At 40.7% G+C, this 26,887-nt stretch carries 31 protein-coding genes; 30 read left to right on the plus strand and 1 reads right to left on the minus strand.

All coding sequences use genetic code 11. From position 1 onward, the window contains the following. The first annotated feature begins 543 nt into the window (after positions 1–543). Entirely contained in the window at positions 544–708 is a 165-nt protein-coding gene (locus KTE19_RS06825) for a hypothetical protein (protein ID WP_217341914.1), read from the plus strand. 95 nt (positions 709–803) lie between these two features. Here KTE19_RS06825 and KTE19_RS06830 read toward each other — a convergent pair whose 3' ends face one another. Beyond that, positions 804–1,070, minus strand: coding sequence for a hypothetical protein (locus tag KTE19_RS06830; RefSeq protein ID WP_235803599.1), 267 nt, complete (start codon positions 1,068–1,070; stop codon positions 804–806). Positions 1,071–1,327: 257 nt separating this feature from the next. Between KTE19_RS06830 and KTE19_RS06835 the strand changes: the two genes are divergently transcribed. The 29 genes from KTE19_RS06835 to KTE19_RS06975 all read left to right on the plus strand — a co-directional run. Continuing rightward, positions 1,328–1,633 carry a hypothetical protein gene (locus KTE19_RS06835; protein WP_217341915.1) on the plus strand — a complete coding sequence of 102 codons (306 nt, stop codon included), beginning with the start codon at positions 1,328–1,330 and terminating at the stop codon, positions 1,631–1,633. Beyond that, entirely contained in the window at positions 1,614–2,048 is a 435-nt protein-coding gene (gene dut, locus KTE19_RS06840) for a dUTP diphosphatase (protein ID WP_217341916.1), read from the plus strand. The genes KTE19_RS06835 and dut overlap by 20 nt, the downstream gene beginning before the upstream one ends. A gap of 1 nt (position 2,049) precedes the next feature. Next, entirely contained in the window at positions 2,050–2,355 is a 306-nt protein-coding gene (locus KTE19_RS06845) for a hypothetical protein (RefSeq protein WP_008856341.1), read from the plus strand. A gap of 48 nt (positions 2,356–2,403) precedes the next feature. Continuing rightward, positions 2,404–2,913, plus strand: coding sequence for a terminase small subunit (locus tag KTE19_RS06850; RefSeq protein WP_217341917.1), 510 nt, complete (start codon positions 2,404–2,406; stop codon positions 2,911–2,913). Continuing rightward, positions 2,903–4,261 (plus strand): PBSX family phage terminase large subunit, encoded by a 1,359-nt coding sequence (locus KTE19_RS06855; RefSeq protein ID WP_217341918.1) that lies wholly within the window; start codon positions 2,903–2,905, stop codon positions 4,259–4,261. Before KTE19_RS06850 ends, KTE19_RS06855 begins: the two co-directional genes overlap by 11 nt. 3 nt (positions 4,262–4,264) lie before the next feature. Beyond that, entirely contained in the window at positions 4,265–5,869 is a 1,605-nt protein-coding gene (locus tag KTE19_RS06860) for a phage portal protein (protein WP_217341919.1), read from the plus strand. Further along, positions 5,869–6,900, plus strand: a complete 1,032-nt coding sequence (locus tag KTE19_RS06865) for a hypothetical protein (protein ID WP_217341920.1) — start codon at positions 5,869–5,871, stop codon at positions 6,898–6,900. The genes KTE19_RS06860 and KTE19_RS06865 overlap by 1 nt, the downstream gene beginning before the upstream one ends. Before the next feature lie 98 nt (positions 6,901–6,998). After that, the gene (locus KTE19_RS06870; protein ID WP_217341921.1) at positions 6,999–7,823 is read left to right on the plus strand and encodes a DUF4355 domain-containing protein; all 825 of its coding nucleotides are present in this window, start codon (positions 6,999–7,001) and stop codon (positions 7,821–7,823) included. A gap of 18 nt (positions 7,824–7,841) precedes the next feature. Continuing rightward, the gene (locus KTE19_RS06875) at positions 7,842–8,231 is read left to right on the plus strand and encodes a hypothetical protein (protein WP_008214174.1); all 390 of its coding nucleotides are present in this window, start codon (positions 7,842–7,844) and stop codon (positions 8,229–8,231) included. Positions 8,232–8,245: 14 nt separating this feature from the next. Then, the gene (locus tag KTE19_RS06880; RefSeq protein WP_347339405.1) at positions 8,246–9,289 is read left to right on the plus strand and encodes a major capsid protein; all 1,044 of its coding nucleotides are present in this window, start codon (positions 8,246–8,248) and stop codon (positions 9,287–9,289) included. A 76-nt stretch (positions 9,290–9,365) separates the two neighbouring features. Beyond that, the gene (locus tag KTE19_RS06885; RefSeq protein ID WP_054655319.1) at positions 9,366–9,569 is read left to right on the plus strand and encodes a LysM peptidoglycan-binding domain-containing protein; all 204 of its coding nucleotides are present in this window, start codon (positions 9,366–9,368) and stop codon (positions 9,567–9,569) included. Positions 9,570–9,580: 11 nt separating this feature from the next. Next, positions 9,581–9,922 (plus strand): hypothetical protein, encoded by a 342-nt coding sequence (locus tag KTE19_RS06890; RefSeq protein WP_217341922.1) that lies wholly within the window; start codon positions 9,581–9,583, stop codon positions 9,920–9,922. Continuing rightward, positions 9,915–10,436 (plus strand): hypothetical protein, encoded by a 522-nt coding sequence (locus tag KTE19_RS06895; RefSeq protein WP_225429753.1) that lies wholly within the window; start codon positions 9,915–9,917, stop codon positions 10,434–10,436. The genes KTE19_RS06890 and KTE19_RS06895 overlap by 8 nt, the downstream gene beginning before the upstream one ends. After that, the gene (locus KTE19_RS06900; RefSeq protein WP_008214185.1) at positions 10,433–10,906 is read left to right on the plus strand and encodes a hypothetical protein; all 474 of its coding nucleotides are present in this window, start codon (positions 10,433–10,435) and stop codon (positions 10,904–10,906) included. The genes KTE19_RS06895 and KTE19_RS06900 overlap by 4 nt, the downstream gene beginning before the upstream one ends. Continuing rightward, on the plus strand, positions 10,839–11,327 hold the full coding sequence (locus KTE19_RS06905; protein WP_249778609.1) for a phage neck terminator protein: 489 nt from the start codon (positions 10,839–10,841) through the stop codon (positions 11,325–11,327). Before KTE19_RS06900 ends, KTE19_RS06905 begins: the two co-directional genes overlap by 68 nt. An 11-nt stretch (positions 11,328–11,338) precedes the next feature. Continuing rightward, positions 11,339–12,139, plus strand: a complete 801-nt coding sequence (locus KTE19_RS06910; RefSeq protein WP_217341923.1) for an Ig-like domain-containing protein — start codon at positions 11,339–11,341, stop codon at positions 12,137–12,139. 81 nt (positions 12,140–12,220) lie between these two features. Next, entirely contained in the window at positions 12,221–12,499 is a 279-nt protein-coding gene (locus KTE19_RS06915) for a hypothetical protein (protein ID WP_217341924.1), read from the plus strand. A gap of 76 nt (positions 12,500–12,575) precedes the next feature. After that, positions 12,576–13,361, plus strand: a complete 786-nt coding sequence (locus KTE19_RS06920) for a DUF3383 family protein (RefSeq protein WP_217341925.1) — start codon at positions 12,576–12,578, stop codon at positions 13,359–13,361. Between the two features lie 13 nt (positions 13,362–13,374). Further along, positions 13,375–13,782 (plus strand): hypothetical protein, encoded by a 408-nt coding sequence (locus KTE19_RS06925; protein ID WP_217341926.1) that lies wholly within the window; start codon positions 13,375–13,377, stop codon positions 13,780–13,782. A 43-nt stretch (positions 13,783–13,825) separates the two neighbouring features. Then, the gene (locus KTE19_RS06930) at positions 13,826–14,218 is read left to right on the plus strand and encodes a hypothetical protein (RefSeq protein ID WP_249778610.1); all 393 of its coding nucleotides are present in this window, start codon (positions 13,826–13,828) and stop codon (positions 14,216–14,218) included. Between the two features lie 206 nt (positions 14,219–14,424). Continuing rightward, positions 14,425–19,884, plus strand: coding sequence for a phage tail tape measure protein (locus KTE19_RS06935; protein WP_217341928.1), 5,460 nt, complete (start codon positions 14,425–14,427; stop codon positions 19,882–19,884). After that, entirely contained in the window at positions 19,884–21,863 is a 1,980-nt protein-coding gene (locus KTE19_RS06940) for a LysM peptidoglycan-binding domain-containing protein (protein ID WP_217341929.1), read from the plus strand. The genes KTE19_RS06935 and KTE19_RS06940 overlap by 1 nt, the downstream gene beginning before the upstream one ends. A gap of 10 nt (positions 21,864–21,873) precedes the next feature. Further along, entirely contained in the window at positions 21,874–22,350 is a 477-nt protein-coding gene (locus KTE19_RS06945; protein ID WP_089122054.1) for a phage baseplate plug family protein, read from the plus strand. Further along, on the plus strand, positions 22,347–23,579 hold the full coding sequence (locus KTE19_RS06950) for a hypothetical protein (protein WP_217341930.1): 1,233 nt from the start codon (positions 22,347–22,349) through the stop codon (positions 23,577–23,579). Before KTE19_RS06945 ends, KTE19_RS06950 begins: the two co-directional genes overlap by 4 nt. Beyond that, positions 23,576–23,992 (plus strand): hypothetical protein, encoded by a 417-nt coding sequence (locus tag KTE19_RS06955; protein ID WP_217341931.1) that lies wholly within the window; start codon positions 23,576–23,578, stop codon positions 23,990–23,992. The genes KTE19_RS06950 and KTE19_RS06955 overlap by 4 nt, the downstream gene beginning before the upstream one ends. A gap of 9 nt (positions 23,993–24,001) precedes the next feature. Further along, positions 24,002–24,367 carry a DUF2634 domain-containing protein gene (locus KTE19_RS06960; RefSeq protein WP_217341932.1) on the plus strand — a complete coding sequence of 122 codons (366 nt, stop codon included), beginning with the start codon at positions 24,002–24,004 and terminating at the stop codon, positions 24,365–24,367. Continuing rightward, on the plus strand, positions 24,360–25,517 hold the full coding sequence (locus tag KTE19_RS06965) for a baseplate J/gp47 family protein (RefSeq protein WP_217341933.1): 1,158 nt from the start codon (positions 24,360–24,362) through the stop codon (positions 25,515–25,517). The genes KTE19_RS06960 and KTE19_RS06965 overlap by 8 nt, the downstream gene beginning before the upstream one ends. Beyond that, positions 25,504–26,124 carry a DUF2612 domain-containing protein gene (locus KTE19_RS06970; RefSeq protein WP_217341934.1) on the plus strand — a complete coding sequence of 207 codons (621 nt, stop codon included), beginning with the start codon at positions 25,504–25,506 and terminating at the stop codon, positions 26,122–26,124. The genes KTE19_RS06965 and KTE19_RS06970 overlap by 14 nt, the downstream gene beginning before the upstream one ends. A gap of 1 nt (position 26,125) precedes the next feature. Beyond that, positions 26,126–26,887: hypothetical protein (locus tag KTE19_RS06975; RefSeq protein WP_217341935.1), on the plus strand; the 762-nt coding region annotated here is incomplete at its 3' end.

The raw sequence follows: 26,887 nt of genomic DNA on the forward strand, positions 1-26,887 counted from the left end.
AGAAACACCGCAGGATTAATGCAATTTCAGGGGTTATATTGGTATTGTGGAATTTGTAAGAAAGTTCCATTCCCTCAATATAAAATGTGTGGCTGAATACGTAAATATGCGGAAAGGGACGGTATGAAACAGCCGTTGCAGGGTTCGATTCCCTGCCAGCCACGTTGTTGATTGGACTTGTATCAAAGTAAATTCTTCCTAAAAATTAATGAGTAGTACCCGTCCAGTCAACGAACATGCAGCTCACGCAAAAACAAAAACTTGTATGTTATGTTGTCTAGAACTTGAACTGTAGTGAGTTACATGATGCCTGCGGCGGAAAACGTGGGCTTTTTTAGTATAAAAAAGCTGCAGGCATTTAAGTCGCCTGCAGTTGGGGCTTTATCTCTCCCCCCCAATTACTATTATACCAAAAAACGGGAACGCTTACAACTGGTACTATGAAGGAGGTGGCAATGTGGCCACGTTAATTATTTTAATCATGGTCATGCTGCTACCAGCCGGGATTGCTGAATATGGCCGTTATAGGGGCTGGTGGTACTGATGAGTGGTCTCAAGCATCCGTATACACCAATGAAACAAACTAGCTACGGCTACGTTTCCAAAGAGGAATATCGGATTGACAAACAACTGGATAGAGACTTAAAGAAGCGTCTTCGCAAAGAGGGCGCTTTTAATTTGCACAAAAAAACAGGCGAGCCTGGTTAGACGACCTGCTTAAAAGTGATGAATTGCTTATCTGATTTTGACTTTAAATCATTAATATCATTTTAGAAAGTTATTTCACCCTATTGGCTTAATTCCTACTTAGAAGCATTTAACGCTTTGATAATCTTCTCGTTTTGTGCAATTATTAGCCAATTTTGTTCAACCAATGCTCTTAGAAAAGATGTGGTTTCAAGGGTGGAACGATCAATAAAATAATTCTTACTATTATTTGTCCTTAAAACATTTTTTCGATCTAGTTCTCCTAAAATCGATTCAACTGCTTCAGCTGTTTCTGGACTAACGTTTCCTAATCCACTTTCATTAAGCAAACGATGAATTTTATCATTATTTAATATTGTCATTGCAGATACCTCCTTAAAAAATGGCACACAAACAAACCACAACATTTGCTTTATTATCTCACAGCAAAGTATTTTTTGGAAATATAGCAGTTTAAAAATAGAAATTATTGAGGTGATTCATTTATGAGCAAACACAATAAACACACGAAAAGTCATAAGAAGTCCAAAATCAAGGATCGCAAGCGTAAGAGCTTAGCGGCTCGACGACTGAATGAGTTGAGATTGAAAGGAAAGGTTGACATAGAGGTGAAAACAAAATGAGATACGATGAATTTGAAGATATCCTTAAAAGCCAGCTTCCTGGAAATGAAGTCAAAATCAAATATATTTATGCGCGCAATTCATTCGAAGGAGCATGTAAGTATTTTATCAACGATCGTGAATTCTTAATGATTTCGTCAACTAATATTAAATTTACGCAAGGCATCGTATTAACCGTTACTGATATCTCACGGATTAAAGAACTTCTAGAAACACCGGTTAAACAGCGTCTTTCTGATGAGATGCTTGAGAAGCAAGAAAAAATTGATAGAGAGGTTATCCATGCCAAAAGTATTTCTTAAATATAAAAGAACAACTTCATCTGCCATGGCACCACATCAGGCACATCCAGATGATACCGGCTTTGATTTATATGCTGATCAAACGGTTTATTTTGCACCATTCGAAACGAAAAGAGTTTCTTTGGGGATTTCAATTCAGTTAACCAAAGGGTATTCAGCTGAAGTTAGACCAAGGTCAGGGATGAGTCTTAGGACACCATTAAAGTGCATTCTCGGAACGGTTGACCCTGGCTATCGTGGTGAAATCATGGCGATTTTCGTTAACTTATCTAATCGGCCTAATCAAATTAACAAAGGCGATAAGGTTTGCCAGTTGGTTATTCGGCGTGATGTCTCAGTACAATCTATTGAATGCGACAAACTAAATGACAGTGACCGTGGTAGTGACGGTTTCGGTTCAACTGGGAGGAATTAAAATGACAAAAATGTTCAATTCAGGTGATCAAAGGTTTAATAAATCGGCAATCGTCAGCATGATTCAAGACGAATTTAGTACGGAGATAAATAAGGCATTGAGAGATGCCGTACTGGACACAAGCGCTGTTCAAAAGAAGCTAGATAACGGCACGATTGACAAAGGAATTCAGCAGGCTGCTGAGATTATGGCCAAGTCACTAGATACAATTAGTCAATATGACAATGTCAATGAAGATTATCGATACTTCTTCGCGCTAACAGAGACCTTTGGTAGCAATATCACACCGCCATACCGTGGTGAATAATTGTGTTGACTTTTAATACATAGAATATAGGAGGTGTGGTGATATGTAATGACACGAAAGTTAACGCCCAAACAGCGTAAATTTGTAGATGAATACATCAAACTTGGTAATGCTACTCAGGCTGCTATTAACGCTGGCTACAGTAGACGAACTGCCAAGTCAATTGGACAGGAAAACCTGACTAAACCTGACCTGAAATCTTTTATTGATCAGCGAATGGCTGAGATTGAGTCACATAGGATTATGGACGCCCAAGAGGCATTACAATTACTTACTCGGATAGCTAGAGGGGAAGAAAAAGAAACGGTTGTGGTGTCCACACAATTCGATATAGACACCATTGAAAAAGAAGCAGATTTAAAGACGCGGATTGCCGCAGCTAAGGAAATCCTAAAGCGTTATCCGGATAGCGATGATTTACTCAAAGCACAAGTTCGACGGGCTGTTGCCGATGCAGAAATTGCTGAAACGAAAGCTAAAGAAATTCAAAAGGTTAATCAGCATGATGATAGTACGCTAGTAGTTGATGATTTGGAGGATACTGACAATGGCGGTTAAAACTAAACGAGTGATTAAAATATCTCAGGTTATTAATCCGCATTTCAAGAAAATGTGGACTACCACGCGCCCTTATGTGATTGCTAAGGGCGGCCGTGGCTCTTTTAAATCATCGACTATTAGTTTAAAACTCTTGACTATGCTAAAGAAGCAGGCTCAGCTAGGCCATAAAGTGAATGTTGTCTGTATTCGGGAAAACACGGTTAACTTGCGTGACTCTGTATATGGTCAGATTTGTTGGGCAATTGATATGTTACACATGACAGATGAATTTAGATATTCAGTTTCACCTATGCGCATTACCCATATTTCATCGGGAAGCGCGTTTTATTTTTATGGTGGTGACAAGCCAGAAAAGCTGAAATCCAACACAATTCAGAATGTTATTGCGCTGTGGTATGAAGAGGCGGCCAACTTTAAAAATGCAGAAGTATTTGATCAAACTAACCCAACCTTTATCCGACAGAAATCGCCCTGGGTTGACCAGGTGAAGGTGTTTTACAGTTACAATCCGCCACGTAATCCCTATGACTGGATTAATGAATGGATTGCTACCCAGGAACAGAACCCACAATGCTTTGTGGACACCTCCACATACTTAGACGATGAACTGGGTATCACTCAACCACAGCAATTGGCTCTAATTGATACCTACAAGAAGAACGACTTAGAGTATTATAAATGGCTTTACCTTGGGAAAATCATTGGGCTGGGAACTAACGTCTACAATATGGAGCTGTTTCATCCCTTAACTAAATTATTTGATGACGACCCATTAGTTAATCTTTACTTCTCAATCGATGCTGGTCACATTAACTCAGCAACTACTTGCTTGGCAATTGGTGTTACCGCCGAAGGTAAGGTTATTTTGCTGCACACGTACTATTACAGCCCTGAACATCAATCTCGTAAAAAAGCTCCTAGTGACATGGTTCCTGAAATTAAGAGCTTCGAAGATTCGATGGACTACCAAGTGCCAATTGGTAAACGGACAATTGATTCGGCCGAAGGAGCACTTCGAAACGAGTTCGTTAAAGAATATAACGAAGTTTGGCATGGGGTTGCTAAGAGTGATGAAGCAACAATGATTGATTATGTGTCGTCACTCTTGGCCCAGGGGCGTGTGTACTACTTGGATACGCCTGAGAATCAGATATTTGTTAAGCAGCATGAGCAATATCAGTGGGACGAAAAGACCGTTCAAAGTGACAATCCTAAAGTGGTCAAGGAAAACGACCATACTGTTGATGCGTTTAAGTATTTTGCCATTGATAATGCAAAAATGTTGGGGCTAAAGGTTGCTCCACAACGTAATGCCAAAGTTAAATTGTTTAAGCGAGGTATTTAATGAATGAAAATTAGTGAAATTTTGCAAAAAGAATACCCAAATATTCAAGATACGTTTATTTCCGGGCGGGATGCCTCGAAAATGGGATGGACAAATGATAACACCGTTAATTTGTCTGGTAGTGCTTATCTAGACGATAACGATGTTTTTCATTATTCCGCTAGTCAAAAAATTAAAGACAATCCCAATGATTTATTTAACATGATTAATTTGCATCGAACAAAGCTGATGCCAACCTACGTTATGAAGCGCCAATATTACAAAGGCCGACATATCAACATTCTTAATCGTAAACCAACGCCTCATGGAGATCCCGATAATCGGCGCATAGTGAATATGCCTAAAAAACTCGTTGACTCGTTCAACGGGTATTTTATCGGTACGCCAATTGATATTGCTTATCAGGATCCATCTGATGAAGAAACCGCGGAGAGCAACAAAGTTAACGATCTGATCACGGCAATGACTAAGCATCAAGTCTTGGATGATGTCTTTACAGAAGCGTCCAAATGGTCAAGCGTTTATGGACGCGCTTATTTGTATCTCTATACTGATGCGAAAGCCTATCCCCATATCACTTTTCTAGATCCCTTAAATACGTTTATTGTCTATGACAATACGATTCAAAATAAACCCTTATTTGGGGTAACCTACAGTTACTATCCGGATAGCAAGGGCAACGAATCGTTACATGGACAGCTAATTGAAATTGATGATACGGTGCCGTTTAGTAACTCTGCTACCAGCGATGCGTCCTTAGTATTTGATGAAAATCCCGATCCAGACACTGGCGTTGACGATAATTTGGGGCATCCCTTCAGTCAACTGCCAATTGCCGAAATCATGGACAATGAAGAGCGAATTGGGGTTTTCGACGATATTGTTAGTTTGGTCGATGACTTAGATAGTGCTGTTAGTGCTAAATCTAATAACTCTGATTCGTTTGCGGCTAGCATCTTGAAAGTGATTAATTCTGAACTTTCTGATGAGCAACTTAAAGAAATTAAAAGCTCCCGGATTCTGAATCTTTATCTTGATAAAGCCTGGGCCGATACCGATGAGTCAAAGGCGTTGCCAACGCCGGATGCGGAATTTATGGAGAAGCCATCTGGTGACCAACTACAGGAGAATCAGATTCAACACGATACGGACTTTATCTATCAAGTTGCTCAGATTCCTAATCTTGACAATATTGATTTTAGTACCTCAGCCGCACAAGCACTTGATTTTAAAATTCACTCCATGAAAATCAAAGCGCTGAACAAAGAAACCAAGATGAAAAAGGCACTGACTCAAATATGGGCGTGCGCTTTACAGGCACAGGGGATTAATGTTGATGACGTTGATAACTTAGAGTACACCTTTAACTTTACAATCCCGCACAACTTGTTAGCTGAAGCACAGACAGCAAATGAGTTACAATCAACCACTTCTCAAGAAACAGCGATTGCTTCTCTTTCAAATGTTCCCGATGCTAAAAAAGAAATGCAGAAAATTGCCGCTGAACAAGATAAACTGGCACAAGAAGCGAAGGCACGCACGCCTGACCCATATGCTGATAGTAATAACAGCCAGAATGATACTTCACAGACTAAAGGTGATGATTAATGAAGCCTATTAGTGAAGCTCAAGAGAAGAAGTACATTGCCAAGTTACTTAAGAGTGATGAAGAATTATATGGTCGAGTTCATGATGCCTATCAAGTGGCATTACAAGAAATTGAGGATCATCTTAATTTCTTCATTGCTGAATACGGAGTAGCAGGTCTATTAAAATACGTTGAGCTGTTAAAGCGTGACTCCGATGCTGACAGGCGTCGTCTGCTTCATTTTCAAAGGGCGACGCTTAAGGATGATGATTCCCAATCTCAAAACCGATTTAAAGAATATAGCAGGAATGCACCAATTGATCGGTATCATACTTTGAATTCTTTAATTGGGTTCAGCATTGCCGGTGCTACCATCGCTACGATTAAATCACTTGGTCGAACGTTAAACAGTGATTTTAAACGGGACGTTAGTCGTCAATTCAATAACGATCGTTTAGCTAAAAAGGCTGGGGCGGATGTCGTGAAAGAAGCCAACATTACTAAGCGAGAAATCTTACGCAATTCCGAAAAGATCATCAGTACAACAATTAATGGCAATCAATGGAGCGACAATATCTGGCTCTACAACGATAACCTCGTTAACAACGTCCAATCATTAGTGGCCAAATCATTGCGAGCTGGATTAAAACAAGTAGATGTCAACCAGTTATTTCCGAGTATTCGTACGGCTAAACCACAGACGATAACTGGCTTATTTGAAACTAATGATGCTTATATCAGACGCATGATTGTTACCGAACGAGCGCGCGTTTTAGACAGAGCGACAACGCAGGTATTTAGGTCGCAAGGAATTGCTTACTTCGATTGGGTAACTCAACCAGGAGCGTGTGATAAATGTGAAGCAATTGCTGAAGATGGGCCCTATGCCGTTAATGATGCAAACTCTCCAAGCATCCCTGATGACTCCCACCCTAACTGTCGTTGCACCAAAATAGCACACGTTTCGTTAGTTCCATTATTAGGCGTTGCTGGCGCCATAGCAGCAGCTGACCATTCAAATAAAAATCAAACAAGTAATGATGAGCAATGAGTAAAAAATTCATTGCTTTTTATTTTGTCCCAAACATGCTTAAGACATTAAACTGCGCAAGGAATTAACAGCCGACAGGCTATAAACGGAGGCAACACATGGAATCAGATAAATTAAACATGAATTTGCAGTATTTTGCTGACGCCGGCCAAGAAGGTAGCCAATCCCAACCTGGTGCACAAGGTGGAGAAAGTGGCGAAGGTGGCCAGAATGCAAACAACAATACCGCAACAAACTCTGGTAATCAAAACGGCCAACCATCTCAAGACTTTATTAAGAGTCTTGTCGACACTGTCACCAATAATGCCAATCAGAATCAAAACAATCAAAATACTAATGGTAATAGTGATCAAGCTGATAATGATGACACATCGTCAAAAGACAACACTGATGATAATAATGGCGATAACAGTAGCAATGACAAGACTTTTACCCAAGCGGAAGTTGACAAAATGTTGAAAGATCGTGAGTTCCGTGCTCATAAAAAAGGCATTGAAGAAGGAAAAAAGGTCGGCAAGAGTAGTGCCGAAAAGTACGCCCAAATGACTGACGATGAAAAACAGCAAGAGAAAATTAATGAAATTCTTAAAGAGAATGAAGAGCTCAAGGCTGAGAAGAATCGATCAGATATGCGCAGTGAGGTACTCAATCAGCTTAAAGATACCGGTTACCAATTTACCAACGAAGATGTTGACACACTGGTTAGTGACGATCCAGACACGACTATGCACAATGTTAACAACTTCAAGGATTTACTTAATCGCGTCGTTAAAAAGACGAAGCAGGACATGTTTAAGAATCACAACATTCCACAAAGTAATCAGCAACAAACTACTGAAGCTCCGAGCTTTGGTGAGATTGTTGCCAAAAATACCCTTGGAGACCCTAACCGATTTAAGGGTAAGTTTTTTGATCAAAAATAATAAATGAGGTGAAACAGGATGGTACAACAATATTTTGCTAATTCTGATCCTCGAGTAAGACCCGACTTAACTGTTGGTTTACCGGGGACAATTGATAGTTCAACCGTTAGCGCTAATCCTAGTGGCAAAAAGGTTATCCTACAAGGTACTCCAGTCGGTGCGACAGTTGACTGGCTGAGTGCCGATCAATCCAAAGGCACGACTAAACTTTCTAAGTTTACTGGTGGGGGTGGTCAAGTATTTGCTGGCGTAATCGCTGCTGATACTGATGTTACGGCTGGCGATGCTGACGTAACGATTTGGTTTGATAATGTTTATCTGCGCCAAAATCGGCTTGATAGTACGGTTGTGACTGATTTGCAGGCAGTTGCTGGTAAAACACCAGGTATTAAATTAATTAATCGATAAGGAGATGTGATATCGTGCCAACACCATTTGATTTACTTCAAGCAAACTATTTGCAGGGATACTGGAACAGTAATCCAGAATATACAGCTCCCTATCTCATGGAAGCTCTATTTACACCAACTAAGCAAAAAGCTGACAATGTTAAGCTGCTTAATGGTCAGGATATTTATCCAGCACCGTTAGATTATACCAAAGAAGATTCAGTAGCTTTGCCAGTTGAACGTGGTTCACTTTCCACGGGCACACTGCCGACTTACAAATTTAAGAACTCATTAAATCTTAACGAAACTGATTTCAAAGATTTAAACAACGCGTTAGGTTCTAACGATCAGAACCTTATTTTGACCATTACCAAGAAGCTGTATGATGATCAAGCTAATTTGCTTATTCGAGCTCGCTTTACACGCGAATATTACGCAATTCAGGCACTCTTGAACGGTAAATTAACTATTGGGAACCTAGTGGCAGATTACGGATATGAATCATACCAGAGCGCTAAAGCAACCAAGCCGTGGACTGATGCTGCATCTAATCCTTACGATGATGTTCAGTCTGTGAAGGATACCGCGGCACAGAAGTCAGGAACGGCTTTAAATCGCGCGCTGATGAACTCGACAACGATGTACACACTGATGCATAACGAGGCACTCCATAATACTATTTTTACGGGTTCTGTATCACCACAAGGTAATATTCTTACTCAGCCAATGGTTGTTCAATGGTTCTCAGCAGTCCTGGGGATGTCAGTAGTTGTTTATGACAAGGGATGGAATAATAATGGCAAGTTCGAGAAGTTCATTCCTGATGGTAAAATTATTTTTCTTCCAGGAAGTGCCAACGCACCGGTTGGCCAGATGAATTTTGTTGAAACGCCTGAAGAAAATTTATCTGGTACTGCTGGAATGGGAAGCGTTGCTCTATTCGACACAGGGGTTTCCTTGTTAACCAAAGCCAGTGATGATCCAGTGACGGTCAAGACAATTGTTGATGAGAAGTTCGTACCGACGATTACCGTTGCTAAGCAAGTGTTTATTCTTGATGTTTTAGCGAGTAAATGATTCGCCGCAGGCAAAAGGTAATCCAACTGTGACAAGCAATTCAGTACATTACGATTTGAAGTAAGGAGGAAATGATATGTTCCCTGATCAAATTGATACATCAAAAAACTTTTCAAAAAACGGCGATGTTTACTATACCGTGCAGCCGGGCGATGAGCTGTGGGCAGTCGCAACCGCCAACAATACGACAACTCGTAAATTAGCCAACTTGAATCGGATCTATCCGCAGTCTGATCTTGTTCCCGGCAAAGATATCATTATTTTTAAAGGATCCAAGTAGAAGGTGATCATATGGACTATCCATTTGACCAAAGTGAGGTCATTGCCAGTGTTAAAAGGCTGTCAGATGTTGATGTAAGCGATGATGCATTAAATGATTTACTTGAAATTACTTATGGCCTGCTTAAGCCACTAAACATTCCTACTGATCAGTTTGTTTGGAACCAAGCCATGGAAATGAAGATTCTATCACTGATTTGGATCAATTCTGACCTTGGCAAAGGTATCCTGGTGGATAATTTTAAAGACTTACACACCCAATATAATGGTAATGCGACTAATCACTGGGAAGAGTTGCTAAATGACCTACTGAGCCGATATGGATATTCAAGGTGGCGAATTAAACTTGGCTGAGCTATTTTCTGACGACAATAATTTCCCCAAGATTAAAGAGGAACTGCGATCCCTCAATCGATACCGAGTGGAAGTTGGGGTCATGGTGCCGGTTGGTAATAAATCTCTAGCATTCCTACAAATGATCGCCACCGTTAATGAATTTGGCGCAGAAATATATCCCAAGAATGGTCCATATTTAATTGTGCCAATGAGGGATGGTACATTTTACAAGCTTAAGCACGTCAAAATACCAGAACGCTCATTTTTACGTGATGGAGTTGATCTAGGGATGCACAAAATTGTTTCATGTGTCGAGGACGGATTAGCTGGCATCATGAGTGGTGATATGACAGCACGAGAACTATATGAAGCTGTAGGATTACTGATAGAGCAGCGCATTAAAGATGAAATAGTTCTTAAAACTAGTCCCCACAATGCTGCTTTAACTATTGAAAATAAGGGAAAAGACGATCCTCTAGTGGATACAGGCGCACTCCACAAGTCAATTGGTGTGAAGGTGATAGAAATATGAAATTCAGTAAAAAGAGTTTGATCAAACGTTATGGTATTCCGATTAGAATATATCAAAATACCTCATATACTGACGGTGGAGCAACATTAACGGGAGATTTCTTAAGAACTGATTTTCGTCAGCAACCATATATTGACGATAGTGAACCAATAACCCCAGTTAGTCCTAATGCCGATGCCAACCAAATAATCCTTACTGGTGATGGCAAAAGTGTCAATTATAGTCACGAATGGTATTCAATGCATCTAAATGTTCCTTTGGGAACCGTCGTTGCCATTAAAAATGGTGATGATGATACTCAGTGGGAATATCTTCAAGTCGTTGGTCAAGACCCATATTATGGTATTTCGGATGCATGCGTCTATTATCTAAGGTCGAACAGTCAGGAGGTGCAAAGCGATAATGAAGCGAACAATCAATTGGCAGGAAATACTGGCAATAATGATTCAGGAGATCCGTTCTTTAACTAACCTCGATGAAAAACACGTTGTTGAAGATTACTCCATTGGAAATAAGCCATCACTTCCCTTCATTACTGTGCATCCTCGTGGGAGTATCGTGATGCCTGTACAGCACATGTATCCCATGCATGAACCAGTAGACACTCATCTGTCTATTGTCATTCATACGGCTAATGAATCACGTGGATTAGACCTCATGGATAACCTACAAGCTAATTTGAGAGACCCAGAAGTCCACTATCAGGTGAAACAAAAGGGAATCATCATTGTTGATGTAGAAGATCCACAAGACAACAGCTTTATTGGGATTAACAATTCCATTCAGCAATATGGATTTGATTTGGTAATTAGAGTTGAACGCAACTTTGAATCAGATCAGCCAACTATTGAAGCCATCGATAGTAACAATGAAAAAATTACAAGAAATTAGGAGGAAACACTATGCCAATTACAAATGAACCGCTTGGTCCAGTTCATACTTCGGTTAAAACCGTTCGAAAAGTTAAGGATTTGGGCGACCAGATCCCGAAGTATTTGATTGAAGATCCTGATGCAACTGAAGCCACGCAAACTCAGTACAACGACCTTCAAGAAGTCGGTGATGATTTTGATCCCGACTCATTAGTTTATAAGCATGCTCAGGCAGCTTTTGGTGGCTCCAACCCACCGGAAGCAATTCTGGTAGTGAGAGCAGTTGCCCAAAATAAATATGTATCGCCAACTAGTTTAACGGTTGATCAAGCCTCAATCTCAGGCGTCGCCGGTCAAACTGGTAAAGTTACAACGACTGTTTTGCCATCAACTGCCACTGAAAAGAATGTAACGGCAACGTCAGGTGATACCGATGTAGCGACCGTTTCACCAAATGGAGATGGCAGTTTCACAATTGCTTATAAGTCTGCTGGTCACGCTACTATTACCTTTAAGACTGGGGTTAATGATGATATTACCGCCACTACTAAAGTGACGGTTATCGCCAACACTGTCCCAGTAACCGGCGTCTCCCTTGATAAAACATCCCTTTCAGGAACTGTTGGTGGTAATGATCAATTAACAGCCAAAGTTACACCTGCCAATGCCACTGATGCCAATGTATCATTTTTATCTAAAGATGCAGACATTGCGACGGTTGATAAATCTGGCAAGGTTTCATATGTTAAAGCCGGCCATACTCAGATTACGGCCACAACTGAGGATGGTGGGTTTACAGCAACCAGTGATGTCACTGTAGCGGGTAAATAATTTACCGCAGGCAAATGGTGGTCCCACCATTACTACCAATTCAGTTCATTATAATTTGAAATGAAAGAAGGCTAATGAATAATGGCTGATCAAAAGTTTGATGGTTACTCGAAAAATGATTTAAGTAAAAAGTTAGTTGACGGCGAAACGGGTGGTGTAACTTTTAAAAACCTAAAGCCAGCAACTGATTATGATTTTGTCGTGACGTATGCTGGTGAAAATCCAACGAAGTCCGGGACAGACTTAGGCAAGGTTACGACTTCAAGTGCTGTTATAGCAGCCCCGACATCGAGTGCTAGTTCAAGTGCTTCTTCAGCATCAAGCGCAGCAACACCTGCTTCTTCAGCAGCAAAAAAGTAGTGAATTAAATAAAGAATATCTAACATGAGGAGTTTTGCGAGTAATCGTAAAACTCCTTTTTAGGAGGAAAAATATTATGGCTGATTCAACTAATTTAATTTCCGCAGTTAAGAAATTCTATAACTCCGGGGATGAGTATTTGATTCCAGTAGGAATCGATAAAAGTAAAATTCCGGCGCTTTCAAATTATATTGAGGCGCAGAACACCGGTATCTTAGCCGTGGATGTGGATAATATTTCCGATACGGCTGCCTACGCATCAAATGTTAATACAATTGCTTTTAAAGCCCATACCGACGATACACATGCTAATGTTCTTTCATCTGGAACGATTGGAGCCGTTGGCTCTTTACCTGTTGGCAGTTTCGATGTCGCTAATACATCGGGATTGGATGAAAGTGTCTTACCACAAGATCAACTGTCATTCCAACAAGATCAATTAACCCCTTATGCAGAAGGCAACATCAACACCTATTACTATGCTCAAGGAATGCCAATTGTGCGTGATGGCAAGACGTTAAGTGGCGACTATATCGATATGCTTCTTGGACGTGATTTTATTATCAAGCATAGCAACAAGAAGCTTACTGAAATCATGGTTAAAAATCCTAAAATTTCTTATGATAACACCGGTATTAACTTGCTTAAGTCGGGCGTTGAGAGCGTCTTTGATCAACTCTATCGGAATGGTGGCGTTGGTGAAAAAGCAAATGGCAAGCCGAACTACGATGTCACCGCGTTACCTCGTGAGGACATGAAGGACGTGGATGTTTCTCAACGGATTTACCGCGGGTTGTCCTGGAAGTACCATCCAGCCGATGCGATTGACGATGCGTATATCTCTGGCGAAATCGATTTATAGGAGGACGTAGAAAATGAAACTTACTCAACATACATTTGACCCTTGGGAAGTGTCAGTTCAAATTGATGGCCTCCCATTTACTGACTTTGGCACTGGCGATAAAGTCGCTGTTGCTTGGAACAACGATAACGTTACTGATTCGGTTGATAATAATGGTAATGGTAAATCAGCCATTAACCATGATCATTCTGGTACGTTTACGTTTAGTGTTGATCCTAATGCTGCCAATTATGCTCATCTCATTGACTTGGCCAACAATTTGACTGGCGTCCCTGTATCAGTAACATCGAACTTTGCTCACTTCCATACAGATAGTGCCCGAATTACCCGTCCTGTTGATACGACTTTGAACGCTGATTATCCAAGTGTTTCTGTAGTCTTTAAGGCTTCTGTATTGCAAGTTGACCCGATTACTGCATAAAACAAATTTATATTCAATTGATAAATAAAGGAGAATGTTTGAAATGACAGAAGAAGTTAAAACTAAGTCAACAACTAAAAAGGCTACCGAGACACCTGTTAAGGAACCAAAATTGGTTAGAACTGAACGAAATAGCATGATTGTTGGCTCTGTAACCCTTTGGGACAAAAAGACCAAGCAAAACATTAAATATCCCTTCAATTTTCCAGGCGTAGAAAATGCCGTTAAGTTTACTGATTTGGCAGATGTTAGTCGTCATGCCTACTGGGATGCCTTTATTAACGGTAATGATGATCTTGGACTTAATCCGCTTATTGGTACGCCCACTGTTGGCGGAAAACCGGAAAAAATGAGTTGGAAATTCTGGGAAAACCATTCTGGCGTTATGAAGGTTTGCTCAGAAGCTGACCGGTTTCTTGTGCAAGAACTTAACTAATCACTTTATTCGTAAAACGGATCTTGAGGCATTAATTAATAAATCAACGTCTCAATCAATTGGCTGGACTGCTTATATCTATAATGGGTTAGAAAGCGGACTGCCTCGGCCAATTAAGTATATGAATGCTGATGAACTGTCTGTCTTCAATTGGGCGATTTCCAAGCGCATGGAAGTACAGTCACAAATGCGAGGAGGATTCTAACATGGGGTACGCAAGAAGTGCCAAAGTTGGATTCCGAGTTGTGTCAGAAAATGTTGATGAAATCGACCGTGCCAACGAGAAAATGAATCGATTAATTAGAACCAGTCGTGAGGCCAATAATCAAATGTCTCACTTAGGAAATCGAATGTCGATTCAAGGATTAGATAAGTTTTCAAATAGGTACGACAGCTTAATCTCTAAATCAAGTAAATTGTCGGATAGATTGAGTATGGACGCCGATAAAATTAATCAACATTATAAAACCCTTGCTAATAGCTCACGTGAATACGCGAAGCAAATTAGCAGGGGTTTTTCTGACATTTCAAAAGAATCAAGAAACTCAATCAATCGGTTACCTAAAGAAAAAACCTTTAGGCTTAGAACCAACCTTAAACAAACTAAAAATGATGTTGATAGCACTAGCACTCGTGTGCAACGATTCGGCACCAAAGGTAAGACCTCATTTGATAATCTAAGCAGAAGTGGTCGCAAAACGACAAAGTCGTTTAGAAACCTGTACGATGCCGGCAGCCGATTGTCTGACATGGGAACCATGGTGGCTATGGCAATGATTCCGGTTGCTGCAGCATTTAAAAAGTCTGCTGACGAAGCAACTAACCTACAAAACAGATATGTTACCATTAAAAACCTTATTCGTACTGGTGGTGAATCTTCAAAAGCTGCTACTGCTGAAACCAAGGCGATGCAAAAGGAAAATAACGGTTTCGCTTTAAAGTATGGTGTATCTCCTGTTAACATGGCTAAAGGTGGCGAAGATCTTATTCGTCGTGGCTACAATGGTAAGCAAGAGTTGGGTGCCCATGAATACTTCTTACAAGCTGCTAGAGCTTCTGGAGACCCTTATTTATCCGTTGTTCACAATGCAGCACCTGCGATGGAATCCTTTGGTTATAAAAATCGTGCTGGTAATTCTGTTAAACGGATGAAAGATTATACCAAGTTGGTTACTAACCAAATGGCATATGCTTCTGACTTATCAGCTACTAACTTTAGTGGAATGGGTGAAGCATTGAAGTTTGCTTCTCAAGTTGCCCATAGTGCACGCGAAAGTTTAGCTAGTACAACTGCTGCAATTGGTATTATGTCTAACCGTGGACTTAATGGAACCCTTGCTGGTACTGGATTGGCTAAGGTTATTAATTCTTTTGCTTCTCCTGACCTTAGTCAAATGTCCCAGCAAGAGCCAATTATGAAGAAATACCATATTAAGCAAAGTGGTTTCTACCATAAAAATGGACAGCTTAAATCGTTACCTGACTTGCTTGATTACATTAACCATCAAACTAGGCATCTAACATCTTCTAAAAAAGATGACTTTGCTCGTAGATTCTTTGGCAGAACAGGTCAACAAGCCGGCTTGGATTTAATGGAACTAGTCGGTAAAAGAGGCAGTCATGCAACTAACAACCTGCGTGGATTAACTAGACGAGTTGGCAATGCTCAAAATATGTATGGCGGTAAGGGATATGAAGAACGCCTTGCTAAAAAGAACATGAAATCTTGGAAAAACCAAATTAAGCAGTTTAAACAGTATCTGAACATTATGGGCATGGGCTTTGCCAAAACTGTTCTGCCGGCATTCACTAAAGCTTTGCATTTATCTAACAAGTTGCTGGGTGTATTAATCAAAACGCCGTCACCAATTAAAAAGCTAGTCGGATTTACAACTGCTTTTGCAGGAATATTGGCTAGTGCTTATACAACTTCAAGGCTGCTAAGACACGGGTTCAATTTCTTAAACGGTGGAAGCCTATTTGGATCGATTGGAGAAAAAGCTTCTAAAAGTCCAAGGGGGCTAGGAAAGCTAGCCAATTCAATTGGTCTAGGGACTGGTAAAGGTTCTAAAAAGCTAGGGCTTAAAGGAATTTTAAAGGGTAAAGTTGCTGCTAGATCAATGGGAACAAAACTTGGCAAAACCATTAGTGCTGGTGTTGGAATTGGTGTTGCTGCAGATGCCGGTTACAATATCTACAAAGGTATTAAGTCAAAAAATAAAAAGAAAAGGTATAAAGATATTGGTAAAGGTGTAGGAACTGCCGTTGGCGGTGGAATTGGCTTTTACTTTGGAGGGCCCGCTGGAGCAGCTGTTGGTGCTTCAATCGGTAATATCGTCGGCGGATGGGCTGGCAAGGCTGTTCATAAATTTAGCAAAACTAAAATGGGGCATAAGATTGGCAAGGCAATCCAACCTGTCACAAAAGCATTTAAATCAGCTGGTAAAGGTATATCAAAATCATGGTCTTCAACCACCAAAGGGCTAAAAAAACCATTTGCAAGTGCGTGGAAATCTATTTCTCGTAATTTTAAAAAGGTGGCTCCCATTGTTACAAAAGCTTTTTCTTCAATCAACAAGCGTACAAAACCATTACAAAAGTTATGGAGAACAACGTTTGTAAGAACGCTTGGAACATCGATTAGGATGTTTGGACACCTGATTGGAGGAGCATTTAAAGCTGTTGGAACAGTTCTTAAAGGAATTGCTGGAGTTGTTAAAGGAACCGCTAAGATAATTGGAGGCACATTTAGTGGTATCAACGATCTTGTACATGGTCGTTGGTCAAAGGCTTGGAAAGATGCTAAGAGTGTGTTTGGCGGATTCTTTGACGTATTTAAATCTGGAATAGATACAATTGGTGGACTTGCTAAAGATGTGTTTGGAACAATTGGAAAAGTTATTGGAGATGCTGTTGGTGGCATCAAGGGATTGATTAGTGACCTTACCGGTGGAAAAAAGAGTAAGAAGCATAGGCACAGGAAATCAAAAAGTGTTGCTTCTCATGCTCTAGGAACTAGTGGCGCAGAAATGCACTCACATGCTGCCCTCGTTGGCGAAGGTGGCGCAGAACTAGCATATACAGTAAACGGTCGTAAAGCGCGTTTGTTGGGTGCTAATGGTCCTGAAATCACGCATGTTAAGCACGGTGAGCGAATTCTTAACCACCGAGATACTAAAAAGGTCCTCAGCGGTTCATATGGAAACGTATTGCCGGGATATGCTGCTGGGAATACTAAGCTTGGTTCAAGTAATTCTTTGAAATCCGTAGAAAAGTTAAGCAAGAAGACTGTAAAAGATTACAAAGATTTATCAAATGGATCAAGTAAGCAGTTAGACAAATTTAGTAAGCGTAGTAAATCTAAATGGTCTAATATCCATAAGGCAACTTCAAAGATCACGAACAGTACGCAAAAGAAAACTGTTACAGATTATGATCAATTGCAAAAGGGTTCCTACAAGCAACTTGTACAATTTGATAAGGGCAATACTTCTAAGTGGCGAAACATCAATAGCGATACGAAGCATTACACCAATCAATCAAAGAACCAAGCTATTTCGACCTATGATAGCATGCAAAAAGGCGTGCAGAAGCAAGTTAACCAAATGCGGTCGGGAGTTATCTCATCTGGTAAAGCTACTGCAACCGGATTTGGTCATGCACTTGGTAAGATGGATAACTACGCGCATTCAGCAATGTCCAATACTGTTCACCAGTTAAATGGTGGTATTAAAGGGATTGATAAGGTATTAGGCCAATTTGGTGGTAATAGTTCCGTTATCAATGCCATTCACTACGCTAAGGGTTCAAACGGAGAGCTTTCTAATGATCAGTTGGCGATCGTGAATGATGCTAAGTCTGGTCCACGTCAAGAATCTATTATTCGTAATAATTCCCTATTAATTCCGCACGGAAATGATAGGATGATCCCCCTAAAAAAACGTGACCGAGTTCTTAACGGATCACAAACCCAAGAATTGGGACGTTCAATGGGCATTCAGCACTTTGCTAAAGGTTCAGGTGTCTCACACGCTGAACTAGACAAAATTATTAGTAAAAATAACGCCCATCCGAACAGAGCTTTCGCAAATGAATTTTCATCAAATATTTCCAAGTCTAATACAGTCCTTGGGAATGCTATTAAAGGGCTGAGCAAGCGATCTACCACCAAATATGGTAATCCTTGGTCGGCCGAAGTATGGCGACAGATGGACAATGCCCGAGGCAATGGTGGTGGAAGCGGTGCCGGTGGCAACTGGAGACATACACCGGGGCTACCTGAATCAAATGGTTTTAATGCTCGCCGTGGTAAAGGAATCCATGATGGTGTTGATTTTTCAGGGCCAGCAGGGTCGGCTATTCGTGCCGTTCATGGTGGAACAGTTACGCGAACTGGGACAAGTAATCCATGGAATGATTACAAAGATTTAGGTAGCATTATCACAGTCAAAAGCGATGACGGCTATCAAGAAATCTACCAAGAGTTTGGAACTAACAAAAATATCAAAGTTCACACCGGCGACCAAATAAAGACTGGCCAAGCAATCGCTACTTTGGGGCACCTAGCTGGTCACGAAATGCATGTCCATGTTGGTGTTTCTAAAGGTTCACTTTGGAAGCATGGAGGTTATTCGCATAATGGTTGGTTTGATGTTACTAAGATGCACGGCCATTCAAATGGTAATAAGAAGGCTGACACTAAGCATAGTAGTGCATTATCAAAGCTAGTTGCGAAAGAAATTGCACCACAACTTAAATGGGTTGGTAAGCACCTTAAAAGAAGTGCCGGTTCAATCGGCTCACTTGCTCTTAGCGGAGATATTGCCAGTCGTGCTAAAAAAATGGCTGCGGCAATTAAAAAAGCTTATCCTGCTGCCACATTAGCCGGTATTGCCGGAGTTTTAGGCAATTGGGAACAAGAATCACTTTTAAGCCCTTCTGCCATTAACAGTGGTGACCATGGGTCAGGACTTGGACAATGGACTAACGTTGGCGGTTCTCGAAGAGAATCTAAAATGCGTGCTTATTTGAAAAGACATGGAATGCGCTGGAACAATGCTGGCGGACAATTAGATTACGCATTACATGAGCCAGGAGCATCTGGGATGCTTAAAAAAGCTCTAAGAATGAGTAGCCCAACAGCTGCGGCTAACTATTTCTTCTCTACTTGGGAATCTGGCGGTAACGAAGATAATTCTGGTGGGAAGCGAACCAGTAACGCCCGCGGCATTTATAAAGTGCTAAAGGGTCATAGAAATGGTGGCTGGTCTAGTGTTCCTGCTATCTTTGGCGAAAAGAAAGGTGAACCAGAGGTTGCCATTAATCCTAAGCGTAAGACAGCAGATGGTTTAATTGCCTCGGCGATTGATGCTCGGAGTAAAGTATCTAATTCGGTGTTCAGCAATGAATCCCAGAAGAAGATGCATCGGGCGCTTCTAGAAAACCTGCGAAAGTATAATCCACTCAAAAACATGCCAGATAAGCATCAACCTAATTCTGGTAAAGGTAATAACGTTACAGTCAATTTGAACATGAATATCACGGTTAACGCTAATGATAAAAATGCTGGAACTAAAGTTGCCAATGATATTTCCAAGCAGGTCAACGAACAGGTTCAGGCAATCTTTGGCAACTTAATGGCTAAAAGAGAAGGAGGGGTTATTTAATGGCAGCCACGGTAGATATAGCTAAAAATGCCTATAATTCAACGCTTTCCGTTTTAAATAATGTCAAAGCAGCGTATGATCAGGCAAATACCGACTATCTAGATAGCCTCGACGATCAAGCTAATGGCGCCGGACTCGATATAAATGAGTCGGCTCATCAACTCATGGCACAATATATAGTTGGTAAGTCGCCATATGTCGGTTCCCAGTATTGCATCCCGTATGGTGGAGGCTATTTAATTTCCTATAGTTCCGGGGAAGATACAATCTATCAGCAGATGGATAGTTCGATGAAGTATGTTTCTAAAATGACGGTTAAAAATGGGGGCCACGGATCCTCGTTCGGAATTGATGGCTCAGGGAATATCTGGGCTTCTGTCAGGCATAATGGTTACCAAATAAGTAAGTTCGCTTATCAGCCTGGGGCTTCGATTGACGCAAGTTCATTAACGTCGCTCTACAATTCACCTGATCTTTTACGAGTTAATTATGATACCAGTAATAACCTCGTTGGCTACACTACGGCGGAAGGTTATTGCGTTTGTGACCCGGGAAATTTAAGCAATCCTAAAAAGACAGTTAGTCTGTCAGCAATGGGATTTAGTGTCGGCCAGCAAACGTTGCAATCACAATCGTTAAGCTATCCATATATCTTTTGGCAAAGCGGTGCCTATAACTCAAATAGTGATCCAGCGACTGTTGGATGTTTTAATGCTGACACAAATACTAAGGAATTTGTCAAAAGCTATCTAACGAGTAGCTATGGTATGAAGTATTCCTATAATGAGCCAGAAGGAATCTATTCAACTGGATCTGCTGTTTTAGTGACGTTTAATAATAATGATAATGGATCGAACTCAATTAACTATCTATTTTCAATTCCTACACTGACGGCTGATTCAACGGTTAGTGAGCGTTTAAAAGCATTGAATAATTTAAAGAAAGCCTTAGCCGATGCTAAAACGGCATTCAATTCTGCTAAGTCTGATTTTCAAAAATATCAATCAACTAGTAAAACGATTGTCAAAGATACGCGAATTTATAAAAATGCGACTAAAGATGTTAAAAACCAAAAGAAGTTGGTTGCAAGCACCAAGAAAAAGATAGCCATTGTTACTAAGCAATATGCCAAGGCAACAAGGACTAAAAAGCAATCTTTGAAAAAGCAACTTGATAACTTGAAGAAAGTTTATAAAGAGCAAAATAGTGCCTTAACTAAGCTCAAAAAGAAACAAGCTACGGCCAAGTCTAAGCTTTCAAAAGCCCAAAGCAAATCATTATCCGCTCAAAAAGCCACACAACGGGCAATCCTGAAGAAAGCAATTGGCGCCGCAGTGATGGCTGAAACAGGTGGCAAAGATGTGACGTGGATAACGCCTGTGAATCCTGGTAGCAAGGAAAGCTATGCGATTCTCTGGCCTGATAGTGAAGACTTTTCGGAAACAGTTAACGTTAATGAAACGGCAGTCATCAAGCACACACCGATTAACACGGTCACTCAGGCGGGCACCGAAAGCATTTCAGTGGGCGGGGCTCTGATTGGTGAAGATGGTTCAGTTCCAACATTGGTTAAAAAGTTCGAACGGATCAGAAAGTGGGCTGAAAATACAGCCGAAGTATCACTGATCGGGCAAACGTCTTTCCCACACGCGATCATCTCGGGAATTGACAAGCCGCACGACACCTATTTGACTAACCAAGTTCCGCTAACCATTACTTTACAGAAGGTGGATTGGGCTGATTCAAATGTCAAAAAGAAAGCCAATTCATCGAAAAATAAGGGTAAGGCTAACAAAAAATCTGGTAGTGGTCATAAGCAGAAAAATAGCAAAAGTGCCGTGAGGACGGTAACTACTAAGCCGGGTGACACGTATTATAAATTCGCCCAAAAGTACAATGTCAGTGTTGCTCAACTACGCAAATGGAATAAGTACGCTGACCGATCAATACCGGTTGGCGTCAAGATAAGGGTCAAGTAGGGGGGATCTTATGAGTTTACGAGATAAATTAATTATTGATACAAGTGATCTCCCCAATTATGTGGTTTTACCGGTTGGAACCGAGAACTTCACCATTGAGTTCGACTATCGTGAACGCTACGATAACTTTTATTTCAACCTATACGATGCTGACGATAATCCGCTGATTACCGGAGAAAAGCTTGTTTATGGGGTGCCATTGTGGAACATCAATGATGCTAATCTGCCAAGCGTGACGATTATCCCCCTTGATGAAACTGGCGTGGAGAACACCGTCAGCATTGATAATTTTCAGATATCAGTCTTTCTATATTTTGATGATCTTGATCCATCGATTGAAGATCCAAGTACTGCTGATGTTGATGAGAATGACACTGACAATTCTGATCTTCTAGATGATGACTCAGGAAGTTCATTAATCGAGGACGAGCCTTCTGATGATGATAATGAGTATGCGCTCCCGGAAGATTGGAGGGATGAGCAATGAAACTCGTTAGGCTTTATCGAAGGCTTGAGATTGATGGCAAAAAAGGCAAATTAACTCTCAAGAGTTACGCCAAAGTACCTGATAACATCTCAATAGATATTGAAGCGTCCTATGCATCCGGTAGCAAGGAGACGACGCAAGTTTCGATGATGAACTTGCCGGCTGAAGATATTAATTATTTGACGAAGGGTTCTAACGCTCGGGTTTATGGCGGCTGGTATGGTGAAGATGGCTCATCAAATAACGTCGGCATCATCACGGAAGGCAAATTGGCAACACCAACGCCATCGACAATCGATTCATCAGGAAAAACCACAACAATCACTATCGTTGATGGCAGTGATTATGACAAACTTCCTGAAGTTAAGAAAAAGGCGACTACTTCAAGGTCAATTTCTGCGCAAAAAACGCTTGACCAAACAATCACTGCTTACAATAGCAAGATGAATGCACAGCGCCGTAAGTGGATTGATAGCCATCCGGGTGCTACAAGCAAACAGCTTCGAGCTTATGGGCATACAATCATTACCAAGAAAAATGCTTTTGCCAAAAAGAAACGACAAGAATATGTTAAGCAAAAAGCTAACCATACTGCTAAAGCTAAGGTAACTAAAAAGACTAAGTACAAACCCTTATCTTTTGCAAAAAATACCAAGGGTTCTTCAATCATCAAAAAGATTGCCAAGGAGGCTGGGATAAAAATATACAAGCTAAAACTCGTATACGATAAGAAGTTTACCAAGGGCTACACGGCTAAAGCAAAACCGATGAGTGCCATTAAAAGTATTGCTTCGCAGTGTAAGACACCGATAGCTTATCCTAATGGTCGATTGGAGATTGCGGATTATTCCAAGAACAAAAAATCGAACTTCTATTTGAACTATGATACCGGAATGCTTGGGGAGCCGGAACCTCAAGACGATTCGGATGATGGGCTACAACACTATCAAGTTGTAGCTCTTTTTAGGCCGTATTTTACGGTTGGATATATCTTTCATATTGAAAGTACAACTTTGAGTGGCTGGGTACTAATTAATAGCGGCACAACGTCTATTACTGATGATTCAGGAACATCAACACTTGATTTGGTTGACTACTCTAAATACAAAAAGAAGAATTCAGCTTCGGTCAAAAAAGCTGAAACCAAAGATAAAAAGACCAAAGCGAAGTTGGACGCTGCTAATCGAAAAAAGCTTAAGGAAAAGCAGAAAAAGAGGCGTGCCAAATGATTAAAAGTCGTGACTACATTAATGAATTTTTTGATATGTTTCGGGACGATGTGATGAGTGATATTCATGGTGCCATTCGCTGCAAAATTGTTAAGGTGAATGCCGATAAAACGTACGATGTTCAGCCGTTGGCCTTGTTTTCGGATGGAACCAAGCGGCCACAGCTTCTGAGCCTGCAAGCATCATTTATCCCGATTAAGATCAAATACCACGACGACATTGGCGACTCACATAGTTTTGATCCGTTCTATGCAGAAATGATAATCAACTATCAAGTGGGGGATGTTGTGGTGGTTGTGTTTGAAGACCGAGATACCTCTAACGCCAAGGGCGATAGTGTCTACAAGATTGATAGCGAACGTATGCATGATGCTAACGATGGCGTTATCGTTGGCAAGATCGATATAAAGTAGGTGGTTTGAATGGCAAAAGATGTCTATATAAATGATCAAGGCGATTTTGAGCAAGATGATAAAGGCAGTGTGGCAATGGTTGACGGTCTTGATGAAATCGCACAATCATGTATGATCGCCCTGAATACCCGCAAAGGTGGTTGGGTTCTTGATACCGATGAAGGCCTTGACTGGGGGGCCGTAATTGGAAGCAATGTTCATGATCAATTTGTGACTGCGGCGATTAGAGAAACGCTTCTTGAAGACCCGCGAATTGATGATATTCACGATATAGATTTCGAACGGGAAGCAAGAGTGCTCAAAGTTCACATTACGATTGAAGTTAAGAATCAATTGAAAGAAGTTGTATGGGAGGCGGGTGTCGTCAATGATTGATGAAAATGGTTATACGCCGCTGGATTATGACGATGCTTTAGATACCGTTCAAGGCTTTATTCGAAGAGAAAACGGAGAAGATACCAATGTATCGCCCAGGTCATTTTGGGGAACGCTCGCCCGAGTTTTGGCCAAAATAGCCGTCAATGTTGATCAAAACGGTGAAAATGTTCATGACTCTGGCTACATTCAGCAATCTACGGGTGTAAACCTTGATCGGGTTGGCGGCAATTACGGGTTAATGCGAAAGCAAGCTGAAGCATCCAGCGTGACCTTATCATTTACTGGTACTGCGGGTTATGTAATTCCGACCGGTACTGTATTTATGGATGACAAGGGAAATGAATTTTACACCGTCGATGATTGTCAACTTGATGTAAACGGAGTCGGATCAACAATTGTTGTTTCAAGCGAGTTAGGATCACAATACAATGTTGATGCAGGTACAATTGTTAACCAACAGTCGCCTGTTGAAGAAATTGATAAAGTGACTAATCATGATGCAGCTGAAGGTGGCCAGGATATGGAAACGGATCTTGATTTTAGATCAAGGCTACTTCTAGCATCCAACTCTAATGAGTCTGGTACCATCAACGGGATCTATACGGCATTAATGAACACACAAGGCGTAACGGCCGTTAAAAGTGTCTATAATTCTTCAGCTAGTAAACCTGATGTGTATGGCAATCCACCTAAGACCGTTCACTATTATGTCCAAGGTGGTGTGGCACAAGATGTGGTGAACACTATCTTCCGAGTTGGCGGCGGTGGAATTGCCCTTTATGGATCTAAGAGTGGCACAGCAATCGATGATTCTGGCGAAGCGCACACGATCTACTTCGATCGCCCCCAAGAAACACCGATTTTTGCCAAAGTCAGTGTTAAAGTCAATGATAGCTTTGATAAAAATGAAGGTACTGATGACATTAAGGCTGCTATTGAAGGCTATATTGAAAGTCTACAAATGGGGTCCAAAGTGGTTACTAATCAGTTCTTCTCCAACATATATTCGATTGATGGAATCAATTACGCGGATATCACGATTGGAACCGACAAGAGCAAACTAAGTACTAATAACATCGCACTAACAGCCTTCGAAATTCCAGTTATTACTGATGATAATGTGGAGGTTGACTATGTACCAAACTAATTATGATGAAGTTTATGCAGAGATTTTTAAAATGTTTGATCGCGGGTTTGCGGTTGGTGCAGGGAGTAACATCAACACTTTAATTCGGGTACTAACGCGTTTTCAGTTATGGCTGGACAACAACTTTGAGAGCATCCACAGTTCATGGATAATTGATGAAGCTGTCGGCGAACAGCTTGATGAGATTGGTGATGATATCCATCAACCCAGATATGGAGCCAATGATGATACTTATCGTTTTATCCTTAAGACAAAAATTTTAGCATCACATTCTGGTGGAACCATTAACGACATTGTCAATATCATATGCAATGCTTTACAAATATCACCAATAAATTCAGGCGTAAAAGTTCATACTGATTATCATTGGGATGGTACCAAAATGGTTGGGAACCCACAGGTTGTTAACATTGATAACCTTCCAACTAGTTTAATATCATCCAGCCAATCACTGATAATCCTCATGGATCGTTTATCATCAGCTACTCTAAACGGAGTTACGATTAATACAATTGCGTTTATGAATAATTCTAAACTAATTGAATATGTAGGTGTTGGGACTCAGTCCATCATGGTTAAAGAAGTTAATGTAAAAGGAGGCAATTAACATGGCATATGACTTGGCAAAAGTAACTGCTAACGGAAACAACCTTATTGCTCAAATATTGGCCAACAAGTCATCACTAAGCATTGATAAGATAGAAATAAGTGATACTCAATTACCATCGACAACGGATATCTCAACGATGACATCTGTTCCCAAGGTAGTACAAACTGTTAGCGCAAACGGATTTTCTAAAAATAGTAATACCTTGATTATTTCAACAGTCGTTGATAACTCATCCATAAGAGCTGATTACAAGGCATGGGTATTTGGAATTTGGGGATCTGATTCTCAAAATGGGCAATCACAATTAATTGCAGTTATCACATCAACAAATAGTCCAGATACAATACCAGCTTTTTCTGGTAGGACTCCGGTATCATATACGTATAAATTCAACATTGGGTTTTCAAATGCAAGTCAAATTCAATTTAATATGATTGATGATTCGTTTGCTACCAACGATACAGTTGTTCATACGACTGGTGATGAAACAATTGACGGCCAAAAGAAATTTAAAACAGATCCTACAGACAGTGCAGGAAATGCTTATGCCAAGACAGTTGACGTTAATCAGCAACTGGATAAAAAAGTTACCGATAACAAAGATGATACTGAACAACTTAATGGGGTTAAGGTACAGCCGTTCAATAAGTTAAGCGATAGTGTTGGTGGACGAAACCTATTGCTTGGAACATCTCCTGTCAAGGTGCGAAATCCGACTTGGAATAATATTATTAATGTAGATGTTACTAATTTAGTTGGA

Origin of the sequence: Lentilactobacillus dabitei (genome assembly GCF_019061365.1) — a bacterium.
Taxonomy (GTDB): domain Bacteria; phylum Bacillota; class Bacilli; order Lactobacillales; family Lactobacillaceae; genus Lentilactobacillus; species Lentilactobacillus dabitei.

Coding starts and splice junctions, on each gene's coding strand:
- KTE19_RS06970 (WP_217341934.1), top strand. CDS start 25,504: ATGTACCAAACTAATTATGATGAAGTTTATGCAGAGATTTTTAAAATG.
- KTE19_RS06935 (WP_217341928.1), top strand. CDS start 14,425: ATGGGGTACGCAAGAAGTGCCAAAGTTGGATTCCGAGTTGTGTCAGAA.
- KTE19_RS06950 (WP_217341930.1), top strand. CDS start 22,347: ATGAAACTCGTTAGGCTTTATCGAAGGCTTGAGATTGATGGCAAAAAA.
- KTE19_RS06865 (WP_217341920.1), top strand. CDS start 5,869: ATGAAGCCTATTAGTGAAGCTCAAGAGAAGAAGTACATTGCCAAGTTA.
- KTE19_RS06835 (WP_217341915.1), top strand. CDS start 1,328: ATGAGATACGATGAATTTGAAGATATCCTTAAAAGCCAGCTTCCTGGA.
- KTE19_RS06965 (WP_217341933.1), top strand. CDS start 24,360: ATGATTGATGAAAATGGTTATACGCCGCTGGATTATGACGATGCTTTA.
- KTE19_RS06960 (WP_217341932.1), top strand. CDS start 24,002: ATGGCAAAAGATGTCTATATAAATGATCAAGGCGATTTTGAGCAAGAT.
- KTE19_RS06850 (WP_217341917.1), top strand. CDS start 2,404: ATGACACGAAAGTTAACGCCCAAACAGCGTAAATTTGTAGATGAATAC.
- KTE19_RS06905 (WP_249778609.1), top strand. CDS start 10,839: ATGAAGCGAACAATCAATTGGCAGGAAATACTGGCAATAATGATTCAG.
- KTE19_RS06900 (WP_008214185.1), top strand. CDS start 10,433: ATGAAATTCAGTAAAAAGAGTTTGATCAAACGTTATGGTATTCCGATT.
- KTE19_RS06940 (WP_217341929.1), top strand. CDS start 19,884: ATGGCAGCCACGGTAGATATAGCTAAAAATGCCTATAATTCAACGCTT.
- KTE19_RS06925 (WP_217341926.1), top strand. CDS start 13,375: ATGAAACTTACTCAACATACATTTGACCCTTGGGAAGTGTCAGTTCAA.
- KTE19_RS06855 (WP_217341918.1), top strand. CDS start 2,903: ATGGCGGTTAAAACTAAACGAGTGATTAAAATATCTCAGGTTATTAAT.
- KTE19_RS06890 (WP_217341922.1), top strand. CDS start 9,581: ATGGACTATCCATTTGACCAAAGTGAGGTCATTGCCAGTGTTAAAAGG.
- KTE19_RS06830 (WP_235803599.1), bottom strand. CDS start 1,070: ATGACAATATTAAATAATGATAAAATTCATCGTTTGCTTAATGAAAGT.
- KTE19_RS06825 (WP_217341914.1), top strand. CDS start 544: ATGAGTGGTCTCAAGCATCCGTATACACCAATGAAACAAACTAGCTAC.
- KTE19_RS06910 (WP_217341923.1), top strand. CDS start 11,339: ATGCCAATTACAAATGAACCGCTTGGTCCAGTTCATACTTCGGTTAAA.
- KTE19_RS06885 (WP_054655319.1), top strand. CDS start 9,366: ATGTTCCCTGATCAAATTGATACATCAAAAAACTTTTCAAAAAACGGC.
- KTE19_RS06875 (WP_008214174.1), top strand. CDS start 7,842: ATGGTACAACAATATTTTGCTAATTCTGATCCTCGAGTAAGACCCGAC.
- dut (WP_217341916.1), top strand. CDS start 1,614: ATGCCAAAAGTATTTCTTAAATATAAAAGAACAACTTCATCTGCCATG.
- KTE19_RS06870 (WP_217341921.1), top strand. CDS start 6,999: ATGGAATCAGATAAATTAAACATGAATTTGCAGTATTTTGCTGACGCC.
- KTE19_RS06955 (WP_217341931.1), top strand. CDS start 23,576: ATGATTAAAAGTCGTGACTACATTAATGAATTTTTTGATATGTTTCGG.
- KTE19_RS06915 (WP_217341924.1), top strand. CDS start 12,221: ATGGCTGATCAAAAGTTTGATGGTTACTCGAAAAATGATTTAAGTAAA.
- KTE19_RS06860 (WP_217341919.1), top strand. CDS start 4,265: ATGAAAATTAGTGAAATTTTGCAAAAAGAATACCCAAATATTCAAGAT.
- KTE19_RS06845 (WP_008856341.1), top strand. CDS start 2,050: ATGACAAAAATGTTCAATTCAGGTGATCAAAGGTTTAATAAATCGGCA.
- KTE19_RS06930 (WP_249778610.1), top strand. CDS start 13,826: ATGACAGAAGAAGTTAAAACTAAGTCAACAACTAAAAAGGCTACCGAG.
- KTE19_RS06945 (WP_089122054.1), top strand. CDS start 21,874: ATGAGTTTACGAGATAAATTAATTATTGATACAAGTGATCTCCCCAAT.
- KTE19_RS06920 (WP_217341925.1), top strand. CDS start 12,576: ATGGCTGATTCAACTAATTTAATTTCCGCAGTTAAGAAATTCTATAAC.